Annotated in this window: 11 protein-coding genes, 2 pseudogenes, 1 riboswitch and 1 other annotated feature; of the genes and pseudogenes, 7 read left to right on the top strand and 6 right to left on the bottom strand. The window is 37.6% G+C overall.

Annotated elements, in window-relative coordinates:
• The first annotated feature begins 27 nt into the window (after window positions 1-27).
• The 3 genes and pseudogenes from MKX29_RS24465 (at window position 28) to MKX29_RS06425 (ending at window position 798) form a co-directional block, all read left to right on the top strand.
• Entirely contained in the window at window positions 28-210 is a 183-nt protein-coding gene (locus MKX29_RS24465; protein ID WP_370873341.1) for a hypothetical protein, read from the top strand.
• Window positions 184-291, top strand: a pseudogene (locus MKX29_RS06430) (IS66 family transposase); the annotation flags it as partial. The gene MKX29_RS24465 and the pseudogene MKX29_RS06430, both read left to right, overlap by 27 nt.
• A 54-nt stretch (window positions 292-345) precedes the next feature.
• Window positions 346-798 carry a GNAT family N-acetyltransferase gene (locus MKX29_RS06425; protein ID WP_224938154.1) on the top strand — a complete coding sequence of 151 codons (453 nt, stop codon included), beginning with the start codon at window positions 346-348 and terminating at the stop codon, window positions 796-798.
• A gap of 96 nt (window positions 799-894) precedes the next feature.
• Here MKX29_RS06425 and MKX29_RS06420 read toward each other — a convergent pair.
• The 3 genes and pseudogenes from MKX29_RS06420 to MKX29_RS06410 all read right to left on the bottom strand — a co-directional run bounded on the left by MKX29_RS06420 (window position 895) and on the right by MKX29_RS06410 (window position 2,737).
• Window positions 895-1,474: pseudogene (locus MKX29_RS06420) on the bottom strand (pyridoxamine 5'-phosphate oxidase family protein).
• A 143-nt stretch (window positions 1,475-1,617) separates the two neighbouring features.
• Window positions 1,618-2,064, bottom strand: a complete 447-nt coding sequence (locus MKX29_RS06415) for a Dps family protein (RefSeq protein WP_224938152.1) — start codon at window positions 2,062-2,064, stop codon at window positions 1,618-1,620.
• Between the two features lie 97 nt (window positions 2,065-2,161).
• Window positions 2,162-2,737: a YqaA family protein gene (locus MKX29_RS06410; protein ID WP_251162948.1), complete on the bottom strand. Its 576-nt coding sequence runs from the start codon at window positions 2,735-2,737 to the stop codon at window positions 2,162-2,164.
• Between the two features lie 121 nt (window positions 2,738-2,858).
• On the opposite strand from MKX29_RS06410, the gene MKX29_RS06405 reads away from it, so the two are divergent.
• The gene (locus MKX29_RS06405; protein ID WP_251162947.1) at window positions 2,859-3,725 is read left to right on the top strand and encodes a sulfite exporter TauE/SafE family protein; all 867 of its coding nucleotides are present in this window, start codon (window positions 2,859-2,861) and stop codon (window positions 3,723-3,725) included.
• A 211-nt stretch (window positions 3,726-3,936) separates the two neighbouring features.
• Here MKX29_RS06405 and argS read toward each other — a convergent pair whose 3' ends face one another.
• The 3 genes from argS to mgtE all read right to left on the bottom strand — a co-directional run bounded on the left by argS (window position 3,937) and on the right by mgtE (window position 8,646).
• A complete protein-coding gene (gene argS / locus MKX29_RS06400) occupies window positions 3,937-5,622 on the bottom strand; it encodes an arginine--tRNA ligase (RefSeq protein WP_373370950.1) in 1,686 nt (561 codons plus the stop codon).
• Window positions 5,623-5,678: 56 nt separating this feature from the next.
• Window positions 5,679-5,896: a binding site (T-box leader), on the bottom strand.
• A 45-nt stretch (window positions 5,897-5,941) separates the two neighbouring features.
• Window positions 5,942-7,129: an FtsW/RodA/SpoVE family cell cycle protein gene (locus tag MKX29_RS06395; RefSeq protein WP_224938149.1), complete on the bottom strand. Its 1,188-nt coding sequence runs from the start codon at window positions 7,127-7,129 to the stop codon at window positions 5,942-5,944.
• A 158-nt stretch (window positions 7,130-7,287) separates the two neighbouring features.
• On the bottom strand, window positions 7,288-8,646 hold the full coding sequence (gene mgtE, locus MKX29_RS06390; protein WP_251162946.1) for a magnesium transporter: 1,359 nt from the start codon (window positions 8,644-8,646) through the stop codon (window positions 7,288-7,290).
• A 457-nt stretch (window positions 8,647-9,103) separates the two neighbouring features.
• Between mgtE and MKX29_RS06385 the strand changes: the two genes are divergently transcribed.
• The 3 genes from MKX29_RS06385 (at window position 9,104) to MKX29_RS06375 (ending at window position 12,210) form a co-directional block, all read left to right on the top strand.
• Window positions 9,104-9,883: a hypothetical protein gene (locus MKX29_RS06385; protein WP_224938147.1), complete on the top strand. Its 780-nt coding sequence runs from the start codon at window positions 9,104-9,106 to the stop codon at window positions 9,881-9,883.
• A 53-nt stretch (window positions 9,884-9,936) separates the two neighbouring features.
• Window positions 9,937-10,116: riboswitch (cobalamin riboswitch) on the top strand.
• 107 nt (window positions 10,117-10,223) lie between these two features.
• On the top strand, window positions 10,224-11,186 hold the full coding sequence (locus MKX29_RS06380) for an ABC transporter substrate-binding protein (protein WP_341104685.1): 963 nt from the start codon (window positions 10,224-10,226) through the stop codon (window positions 11,184-11,186).
• Complete coding sequence (locus MKX29_RS06375) at window positions 11,152-12,210, top strand: FecCD family ABC transporter permease (RefSeq protein ID WP_224938145.1); 1,059 nt, start codon at window positions 11,152-11,154, stop codon at window positions 12,208-12,210. The genes MKX29_RS06380 and MKX29_RS06375 overlap by 35 nt, the downstream gene beginning before the upstream one ends.
• The last annotated feature ends 4 nt before the right edge of the window (window positions 12,211-12,214 follow it).

The raw sequence follows: 12,214 nt of genomic DNA, 5'->3' as shown, positions 1-12,214 counted from the left end.
TCGTTTTCGTAAAACAAGAGGCTGCCAATGACTTGGACCATGGAAGAATGGCGTCTCTGTAAACAGGAACTTCAAATACTCATAAGGAATTATTCCATTTTCTTTCGTCTTTTTCTACAATACTATACGTTACAGCACTTGCTTGAGCTTCTTTTGGCGTATTGGCAAACATCCAGGCCCGATCCGATTATCTTGTTTGATTATCATTAAACAAGAGCGAGTAAGCATCCGAAGAGATTCCTCTCTCCGTTTGAAGGATATCTATATGTGGATGGATATGCGGGTTATCACGGCATTCTTTTAAAGCGATGATGAGGGAAGTAAGATAAGAGAGGAGGTGTTGGTATGATTATCTTTCGAGAGGCAAAAAGAGAGGATTTAGAAAGAATTGTTCAATTATTAGCAGATGATATGTTAGGAACAGGTAGAGAAGATGTGTCCATCCCCCTGCATCAGGCATATGAGCAGGCGTTTGAAGCGATTAGCAAAGATAAACATAATGAATTAATAGTAGCAGAATGGGATGAGAAGGTTGTCGGTGTTTGTCAATTGACCTATATCCCTTATTTAACCTATCGTGGATCCTGGAGAGCAATCATTGAAGGTGTCCGCATAGCAAGTGAATGTAGAGGAAAAGGTTTTGGTGAAGCCCTTATAAAAGAGGCCATAGTTAGAGCGAAAGAAAAAGGAGCGCGGCTTGTACAATTAACAACAGATAAGCAACGATCTCAGGCGAAACATTTTTATGAGAAAATAGGGTTTAAAGCAACGCATGAGGGGATGAAGTTGAAATTGTAAATCTACACTTGGGTTGTAGCCGTAATGAGATTCCTTCTAAAAGATCTTTTAGAAGGAACCTATAAGCCTATTAAAACAATTGTAAGTCATAGGGATTTATACTTTTTCTATGACATTTGTAGCAATATGTGCAGCGAACATTTTCGCGGGTGAAGGAAGGGACTCTTTTGCGAGCCAAGTTTCAGGCTTCCAAATTCCCGCTCGGTTAAATGAGTTAGCGCAATGGAGGAAACATTCTTCAACTTCAACAGCGATCCCTAAGAGCGGTGCCTTTCCTTTATCGGCCATTTTAGCTAGGATGTCTTCATCTTGAATAATCGAAGCTTTTCCATTAATTCTTAATGTTTCATTTAGACCAGGAATGATAAATAATAGACCAACTTGTGGGTTGCTTAAGATGTTGTGCATACTGTCTAATCTCCTGTTACCCGGTCTATCAGGTATAACTAGATGCTTCTCATCTAACACTTGTACGAACCCAGGGTAATCTCCACGTGGCGAGTTGTCACATTGCCCGTCTTTATTCGTTGTTGCTAAAAAAAAGAAACGGTGAACGAGCAAGAAAGTCTTTGCAATGTTCATCGATTATAGATATGACCTTATTAGCAGCTGCTTTACTTGGGGGAGTGAATAGAGTTTCTAATTCTTCTTCTGATTGAATGACATTGTTGAACATTTGTTGCCTCCTTTAATTTAACAGTCGTTGATTGTCTTATGTTTATTATACGGGGGAACAGCTAAATAAAAAAGAAGCGATTGCGAATAGACTGAAAAACTATTAGTCTATTTCGCTCGCTTCTTTTTTTATTTCTATTGTACTTAGCCTAGATAGGCATTAAGCATCCAAATATGTTTGTCTAAAGAATTGATTAAGCCAACTGCATAATCTTCAACTGCTGGTTCCTCTTCTTCATCCGCTAGCTTCGTAATCTCTTTTAATTCAGCACGTAACTGTTGATAATCACTGATCAAGTTCTCAACCATTTTCTCTGCTGATTTTTCATCAAGGTTTTCTTTTAGTGTAGCTACCTCAAGATATTCTTTCATTGACGCAACTGGTTTGCCACCGATTGTAAGAATGCGTTCAGCTATTTCATCGACTACCTCAGCTGCCTCATTATATAACTCTTCAAATTTTTCATGTAGTGTAAAAAAGTGTGGACCTGTTACATACCAGTGATAGCGATGTAACTTCGTATAAAGTAGGCTCCAGTTAGCAACTTGTGTATTCAGGGCAGCGTTTAATTTCGTATCTAATGTAATCATTATTTAGTCATCTCCTCAAGAATGTTTTATCTTAATTACATTATAACTGATTTAAAATTAAAATCAATACTTAATTATAATAATTATAATTAAGGAATTAATTTAATCTATTTTTGATATAGTGTGTTGTAATGAAGAGAATAATAATGAATATAGCCATATAAATGGTCAAAGTTGTAAAGTGGTCTTTTATGAAAGGTACAGCTTTATTGCCTAATTGATGGATGAGAAAAGCTTCAAAATAAAACCTTGCGCCCCTTCCAATCGTCGCCCATAATACAACGGTCTGTATATTCATTTTTGAGATACCAGATAAAATCGTAAATATTTTAAACGGTAATGGTGTAAAGGCAGATATCAGAATGGCCAATGGACCAAGTTTTTTAAAGTAAAGTTCTACTTTCATAATTTGTTGCTCTTTAAAAAGTGCTCGTAGGACAGGCCTGCCAACTCGTAAGCCGATATACCAGCCAAAGATTGCACCGACAACAGAAGCGAAAGTAGTGAGAAAAGCGTACCAATACACGTGCTCACTATCTGCTAGTCCCATTGGAATCAAAAGTAAATCAGGGGGAATGGGGAAGAAAGAAGAGTCAGCGAACGAAACGAAAAACAGTCCAAACACACCATATTCCAATAACCATTCTTTAAGTAAATGTAAAATTTCTTGCATATATGAAAACCCCTTTTTAAGATTACATGGTTTGTCCTTTAGAAATTATATGTGCACTTTTTCTTTTCATTACTATGGGGTATGATGGGGATGGTTGTTTGCATAGAAAGGTGATGGAATTGTGGAATTGATATTGTTTTTTCTACTAGGTGCCTTAATCAGTGTGTTGTCAGGTTTTTTTGGCATCGGTGGAGGGTTTATATTAACACCATTATTAATGCTCATTGGACTTGCCCCTATTGAGGCAATTGCGACAAGTTTGTTATTTACAATTGGGAGTTCATCTTCTGGGATTATCGGTCATATAAAATTAAAAAATATTAATTGGAAAGCAGGGATTATTTTAGGGGTGAGTGGGATCATTGCTACCCAAATTGCCCATCCTTTTGTTGTCTTTTTAGATGCTCATCAGTTAGATGAATGGGCGATTCCTGTTATGTATATTGTGTTGCTTTCTTTCTTTTCTGTTCAAATGTTTAAGAAGAAAAATACGCAGCAAGGAGTGAGCGGGTTAGTTCAACCTTCCATAGTAAAAATGGTCTTAATCGGCTTGTTTGCAGGGTTTGTCTCCACTTCTTTAGGTGTAGGTGGAGGGTTTATTATTGTACCAATGTCGATCGCCTTTCTAGGTATGTTACCTAAGAAGGCGGTAGGAACGAGCTTATTTGCAGTCCTATTTATTGTTTTAGCAGGTTTCTTATCCTACGCATTCACTGTAGAAATTAATTATTTTATGGGAATATTCTTACTTGCTGGTGGGCTACTAGGTTCTCAATTCGGAGCTAGATCAACCGATGTTTTTGAAAACAAAGAAATTACTACATTACTAGCATTTCTATACTTAACGACGATTTTGAGTGTGGCACTTAAGGCATTTGAACAAAATATTTTGGGATTAATCATCGTTGTCCTTTATCTTCTCTACTTTTTCACTGTTCTAGGGAAAAGACATATTGCTCATTGGCGAGAAGAAAAAGGGTACTCTTAAACAGGGACATACAGGGTAGGCTTTGGTTTAGTGTGAATAAGAAATATGACGAAGTAAGCCTGTTTTCAGCTCTTTCCTGATAGATCGCATTTTTCAATAGGCTACATATTGTAGCCGCACTATTTTTGGTGGTCACAAACTGTGTACTTTTGCTTCATTCAATCAAATAGCTCCCAATTGGCTATAGAGGGAGCTGGTGTACAAGGTGAAATTACATCTCCTGAGGTGCCTTCATACCAAGTAAATGCAGACCGTCAGTTAAGATGATTGTTACTGCTTTGACAAGACCGAGTCTCGAAGATAAATGTTCATCTTTATGAAGTATTTTTTCGTTAGCGTAGTATTTGTTAAAGCTTTGCGCTAGACTAATTAAATATTTGGCAATGATGGACGGTGCTGATTTTTCATGGGCAAGAACGAGCTTATCTGGATAAAGGGATAAAAGTTTAGCTACTTGCCAAGCGTATTCACTTGATAAACCTTCTATTTTATCAGTCTTTTGCTGACTTTTGTGTAAAATAGATTGCGCTCTAGCTTGTGTATACTGTACATACGGACCGGTTTCCCCTTCGAATGTTAACATGTCTTCTAAAGAAAATTCTATTTGTTTCATTCGTTCATTCTTTAAATCATGAAAAATAATTGCTCCTACACCAACAGCTTTAGCTACCTCATCTTTGTTCTTTAGATGAGGATTTTTTTGTTCAATATTTTCTGAAGCTAATTGTATGGCATCTTGTAGTACTTCCTCCAATAATATGACACGACCTTTTCTTGTCGACATCTTCTTACCTTCTTGTAAATACAACCCAAATGGGATGTGATGGATATGTGTCGCCCAGGAATGCCCCATTTTAGATAATACGGCTTTGACTTGTTGGAAGTGGATGGACTGCTCTGGACCAACGATATAGAGAGCCTCATCAAATTGGTATGTTTGTTTACGATAAATGGCCGCCGTAATATCGCGTGTAGCATATAGAGTCGCTCCATCTGATTTCTTAATTAAGCAAGGAGGTAGATTTTCATCTGATAAGGGTACGATTTCTGCTCCATCAGAGGTGCATAGCAAGTCAGATTGTTGCAGTGTATCGACAATCGCGTTCATTTGATTGTTATAAAAGGCCTCCCCATGATTAGAGTCAAAAGAGACACCGAGCAGTTGATAGGTTTTCTCGAATTCTTTTAAAGATTCGTCTCTAAACCAAGACCAAAGTTGCTTTGCCTCCGCATCATCAAGTTCAAGTTTTCTGAACCAAGCTCTTGCTTCTTCATGCAAGTGGGGATGTTCCTCAGCTTTCTCGTGAAATTTTACGTATAATTGGAGTAATTCCTTAATTGGCTCCTTCTTAATTAAAGCTTCACTTCCCCAATGCTTATAGGCAGTAATGAGTTTGCCAAATTGTGTGCCCCAGTCGCCTAAATGATTAATCTTAACTGTATCATATCCATGCTTTTCTGCTATAAGTGCAAGGGAATGACCAATGACTGTCGAACGAAGATGCCCCATTGAGAATGGTTTGGCGATATTTGGGCTAGAGTAGTCTAATACGATTGTTTTACCTTTACCGCTTCCTGATTGTCCGTAATTCTCTCCTTGATGTAGTACGGCTTGAATAATGAGTTGACTGATTGCTTTTTTATTAAAAAATATATTTACATATGGCCCAACAGCTTCAACATGATCTATCCATTCATGAGTTAGTTTTCCTGTTAAGTCTTTTGCTAATAGATTTGGGTTTTCTTTATAAATCTTTGCTAGTGCAAAACATGGGAAGGAGAGGTCGCCATGTTCGGATGTTTTAGGCGTTTCTAACAAGCGACGAATCTCACCTTCACTTAAGGCATTATCTATTGCAACTTGAATACTTGAACTGATTGTCTTTTTCATATCTATCACCTTTTTCACCTCCAAAAAATATAGAAAACATAAAAAAGCCCGTCTCTCATAATTTGAGAGACGAGCCTTAAACCCGCGGTACCACTCTAATTGTTCGTAACGAACCCCTTTACTACTTGCCTGTAACGGGGCGAACAACCGACATGACCTACTTGGATTCTGCCATGCTTCTATCGAAGTGCGCTTCAATGTGGCTTTTCTCGCAGGCTCTCACCATCCCTGCTTCGCTTTAGAATTCACCTACATCTACTCTCTTCGTCACTGAATTTCCGTTTGATTTTCCATTATTATACGCTAGATTTTTAAAAAAGCAACCTTAAGATGCACGATAATATTTAGAGCTGTCTTGGAACATATAACTCTTTTGGTGAAATCTAATGCTAAAAATAAGCCCCATAGCCATCATATTGCCGATTAAGGAACTACCCCCATAACTAATAAAAGGAAGAGGAATACCTGTAATCGGTAATACTTGAATGGTCATCCCGATATTTTGAAATACATGGAACGTAATATAACTAATAACGCCCACGCAGACATAAGTATTAAATGGGTCATTGACTGATAAGGCAATTTTCGTTAAGTGGAAAATAAGTATAAAATATAAGCATATCACGACACTTGCTCCAATAAAGCCGTATTCTTCACCAATGACACTGAAAATAAAGTCTGTGTGAACATCGGGGATATAAACTTGTCTCTCATAAAAACCTTTACCACCCAATTCTCCCGAGCCGATAGCATGAAGAGAATTGTACAGTTGTAAGCCAGCTCCTTGTTTATGTGTATACGGATCTAACCAAGCATAAATCCGCATTAATTGGTAGTTATCCACTGATAGATACTTTAATAATGTTTCAGGAGCCCAAATAATGTAATAGATGATGGTTCCACCTACAGCTGCAACCGTTCCGTAAACAGGGAGGATAATTTTCCAAGTAATACCGGACACAAGTAGAATCCCCGTGAAAATAGCGATAATAACGAGCGCCGTACCCAAATCTTCTAAAATGATTAGTCCTAGCGGAACACAAGTAACGAGCCCAAGTTTAATAAACAGTATAAGGTCATTTTTTACCGTTTTCATGGTGTATTTTGCATAATGATCTACAATCACTTTACTTAGTGCGAGGATAAGAAATATTTTAAAGAACTCGGATGGCTGCAAAGAAGGTCCTGGCAGACCGTTGTACCAGAGCTTTGCACCTTTTACTTCATAGGCAAGGGACTCTGGTGCGATAAAAAGTCCTGCTTGAAGTATTGTGCCAATACCGAATAAGATCCAGGTCATTCGCTTTATCTGATCAGAATCAAAGTACATAATGGCTGCGATCACAATCATACCTATACTATAAAAGATTATTTGTTGTAGCACGAAGTTATCTGGATACTGTGCTGTTGTTTGCCCGCTATAAATAGCAGTGCAACTAATGATGCAGAACAAAAATAATATTAGGGCTAATGTCCAATCAAAGCGATCATTCTTTTTTTGTATACGATCCATATATAAACACCTATCTTTATTTTATACATTAAGGTCATGCTACGAACAGAAAAAAACCATTAGGAATCTTCTGCAAGGGAATATGTTTAAACGTATATATAGACGTACAGAATTGAAAAAGAGTTTCCTTATTTACAATATAAAATAAAAAAGTAATGTTAAGTTAAGTAGGAAATAAACATTGTGGCAATACCAAAATACGTAACAAGTGAGAAAATGTCATTTAATGTTGTGATAAGAGGCCCGGAAGCTATGGCTGGATCTATCCCGAATTTGTATAACAATAAAGGGATAGTGGCTCCCGAAAGTGTCCCGATAATTAAAGTTAGAAGTAGGGAAACTCCGACTACTAAGCCTAAATAAATATTTCCTTGCCAAAAAAATGCAATCAGTGCGATTAAAATACCACAAGTGACACCAATAATCACACCTACCCCTAACTCCCTAAGGATCAGTTTCGTAACCACTTTTTTATTTAAATTATTGGATACAAGTCCTCGGACAACTACAGCTAATGATTGCGTACCTGTGTTACCTGTCATACCAGAAATCATGGGCATGAAAAAGGCGAGGGCTACGACTTGCGATAAAGTAGCCTCATACCCGCTTATGATACTGCCTGAAATAATGCCGATGAATAATAAAAGAATGAGCCACGGTAACCTTCGATAAGCGGCGACGAAAGCTTTCGTATCAAAGTCAATTGCCTTACCGGAAGCGGATAGCTTTTCAATATCTTCATTCGCTTCTTGGACCACAACATCCATCAAGTCATCAACAGTGGCAATACCCATTAGCACATTTTCTTCATTCACAATTGGAATAGCAAGGAAATCATATTTTAAGACCATGTTTGCAACTTCTTCTTGGTCTGTCGTCACTGCAGCTGAGATGACCCGTTCATACATAATGTCTTGGATGACCTCGAGAGGCTCTGCGATTAGTAAGTCACGGTGAGAGACAACCCCAACTAATTTTCTGTCTTGATCAATCACGTATAAATAATTAATCGTTTCAGCATATTCTGCAAAGGATTTTAACTTTTCTACTGCTTCTCGGACTGTGTAATAATCACGAATCCATACAAAACGGTTAGTCATTAAGCGCCCGGCAGTTTCTGGTGGATAGGTCATCATATTCTGAATGATGCGAGATTCACTTTGTTTCATACCGGCAAGGAGACCTTCTATTTTCTCAGCTGACATATCATGAAGTAAAAGGGCGAGGTCGTCATTATCCATTAAATCCAAGACTTTTCCTGTTTTCTCATTTTCTAATTTATTTAAAACCTCTAGCTGCATGTCTTTATTCAATTCCTCTAGCAACTGGGCAAGGCGGTCAGCAGTCATAAATAATAAGAAACGTTTTTTATGCTTTTCAGGCAGATGATCATAAGCTTGAGCAATATCATACGGTTGCAGTTCATCTAAAATCCTGTTAAATTCTTTTTGTTTATTATCCTTTAATGCTTTGATGATCAATAAAGCGATTTGGTTTTCTGTCATCGTCTGAATCATAAAGCTCAAGTCCTTTCAACCGAGGATATCCCTTAAATTGTAAACGGAGATTACATGCTTATCTTACCATTCTTTAACTGGGAAAATCATGATTTTTTTAAAGTAATATATGGTTTAAAAGTTAAGATTGTATGCTAATCCATTAGTTATTTTCATAGTATGTGTTAGAAGTGGAATGTTATCATTGGTTTGATACAAAAAGGCTTTTTTAGGGTATGAACAAAATTCAGGAATTGAAATAGTTATTTTGTAATGTTTTTTTAATAATCGTATTTCCTTATCTTTGCTAAAATGAAATGGATGAAATGAAGCATTGTATCGGTTGTTTATGATTGACATGTAGTTAGTATAAATTATTGCAGTAAAACGAAATAGTGTGTGGTATGAGGGTAATAACTAAGGTGGTACTATTGAATTTGCTCTTCGTCTTTCTATTTTCAGTTCGGAGGTTTCTAAATTGCGAAAGAAAAATCATAGTGTTCGAGATCTCATCTATATCTTATTAAACGAAAAGGACCAGTCCGTTATTTCTTATGGAATTGAATTTTCTGAGTTTATGCAATCATTACAGAACAGGACTGGGCATCTTCTATTAGTGAAGCACCAGTATGATAATGGGGAACTGAATGTACATACCATGTTTGATTGGGTGGCTCATGAAGACCTGCCAGCACTCATAAACGAAGATGTTTATAGTTATGGTGATTTTTGCTGGATAGATTTCGAGGAGGAAGAATCGTTAAATGAATTGCCCGCTCAAGCAATTGCTGAGCTCCTATATCTTAGTCATGTAAAGGAGCATTTAAAGAAACCTTTCTATAACCATTTAAGCAATCGTTATTGTTATTTAGCGCATGATGATGGTTGGTTAAATAAGGTCTATTACCGAGACTGGCAGGACTTTTACAAAATGCTTGGCGACGTTGCTGCTATGAAGATGGAGCATTTAAAAGTAGAAAAATCTTTATTAGGCCTAAAAAAGAAAAAAACATATCCACAAGTTCCAGAAGGCGCGTTAAGGGCATTAAGAAATTTAATGAAGGAAGGCCTGGTGATTTCTTTTGAACAGAGTGAGCAGACACGTACAAAAATTAATATACCGCTCTGGACAGTTGGAGATTTCGCTAATATGGATGATATGTATGATGAGTTCGAAGCAATGAGGAAGGAAGCCACGCCAGACGCGAGATTGGTTTTTGATAAAAAACTGAAAGAATGGCAAGTAACTGATTCATAAAAATAATAATGCACCACAAAATATGATAAGGTATAATAAAATCGACAGAAAATTGTAGATTTAAGGAAATAGGTGTCAATTTTTGACTTAATAGGGGAAATTGGTGTAAAACCAATGCGGTCCCGCCACTGTAACTGGTTAATAAACAAAGACAACTGCTATATAGGTTCTATAGGAGGAGCCTTTGATTATAAACCATAAGCCAGGAAACCTGCCTATCTTCCATAAACACTGTAACCTACGAGGATAGGGGGTGTTTGGTAAGGCTTCTTTGTCGTGATTATTCCTTCCAAACATCTCCTACTACTGGGGATGTTTTATATTTTAAGGAGGGTCAATCATGAAGAAATGGTATTTATTTTTAGTCTCGATTTTACTATCAGCAGGTATTCTTGCTGGATGTGGGAATGACACAGCTGAGCCGAAGAAAGATGGAGAAGAGAAGGTTGAAGAGAGTACTGAAACTAGCGCTTTTCCTGTAACATTAACGGATGCTGCGGATCAAGAAGTGGTGATTGAAGAGGAACCAGAAGCGATTGTTTCGTTAATCCCGAGTAATACTGAAATCGCTTTCGAATTAGGGTTAGGTGAGAAGGTAGTCGGTGTATCTGATTTTGATAATTATCCAGAAGAAGTGGCTGATATTGAAAAGATCGGTGGACAAGAATTTAATGTAGAAGCAATTATTGCTTTAAATCCAGATGTTGTATTAGCACATAATTCAGGAGCGCATAATAGTACTGAAGGCTTAGATCAATTAAGAGATGCTGGTATTCCTGTTCTTATTGTCAATGATGCACAGAATTTTAAAGAAGTATATGACTCCATTGAAATGATTGGTAAAGCAACAGGAGCAACAGAAGAAGCAAGTCAAACAGTTGAGGGAATGAAAACCCGTTTGGCAGAAATCGAAGAAAAAGCAAAGTCTGTTGAAGAGAAAAAATCTGTCTTTGTTGAAATCTCTGCAGCTCCTTCTTTATATACTGCCGGTCAAAAAACATTTATAGATGATATGCTCAATTTGATCCAAGCGGAAAATGTAATTGAAGAAGAAGGTTGGCCACAAATTGACGAGGAAGCTGTCATCGAAAAGAATCCTGATGTGATTATCACTACATACGGGTATTATACGGAAAATGCGGTAGAAACCCTTTTAAGTCGAGAAGGTTGGCAAGATGTAACAGCCGTTAAAGAGAAGCAAGTCTATGATGTGCACTCTGATAAGGTAACTCGTACAGGTCCTAGACTTGTAGAAGGAGTAGAGGAGCTTGCAAAAGCGATTTACCCAGAAGTATTTAAATAATAGAGGTGTTGCTTATCTCTGTGCGTTCGTTTTCTTATGTGTAGCAATGATGATGGGGATTTCTATAGGCACTGTTTCAGTGCTACCGTTAGATATATTCAATATCATTGGAGCGGAAATCTTACGTTTACCGATAAGTAATGATGTTAATCCAATGCATAGTAATATTGTTATGAATATTCGCTTGCCTAGAGTAGTATTGGCGGGCTTTGTCGGGGCATCACTTGCAATTGCAGGTGCTGCCTTTCAAGGTTTATTAAGGAACCCTTTAGCCGACCCTTATACATTGGGGGTGTCTTCAGGAGCTTCTGTTGGTGCTGTATTAACGATCTTTCTCGGTTTATCCATTCCGTTTGTAGGCACCTTTACTTTACCGTTATTTAGTATTACAACAGCTTTTCTAACGATAATTGTTGTCCTTTTCTTTGCGCGACAAATTGATCGTGGCATGAGAGTAGAGACAATCATTTTAACCGGTATTATCTTCAGTTCTTTTCTAGGTGCATTTATTTCCTTAATGATTGCTTTAACGGGGGATGAACTGAGACAGATTATTGGGTGGTTGTTAGGAAGCGTATCGATGAGAGGTTGGGACTATGTTCAAATCATCCTTCCTTTCTTTATCATTGGGTCTGCGATGCTCATTGCCAATAGCAAGGAATTAAATGCGATGTCATTCGGCGAAGAAAGAGCTCGTCATATCGGGGTAAATGTACAGAAACGTAAGATGATGGTCTTAATTGCCGGATCGATTTTAACAGGTGCCGCTGTAGCAGTGTCAGGTACAATCGGATTTGTCGGCTTAGTCATTCCGCATCTAACCAGATTGCTATGGGGACCAGACCATAGACACTTGCTTCCTTTATCGATGATGACAGGTGCTGGGTTTTTAATACTTGCTGATTTATTTGCAAGAACAATCATTTCACCTACTGAGTTACCTATTGGTGTCATTACTGCGTTAATTGGTGCACCAGTTTTTGCTATCATTCTAATTAAAAGAAGAGCGGAAGGCAGAGGATAATGTG

It is taken from the genome of Cytobacillus sp. FSL R7-0696 (assembly GCF_038006865.1).
GTDB lineage: Bacteria > Bacillota > Bacilli > Bacillales > Cytobacillaceae > Cytobacillus > Cytobacillus kochii.
The sequence above is the reverse complement of the archived record's forward strand: the minus strand, read 5'-3'. Positions and strand labels throughout refer to the sequence as shown.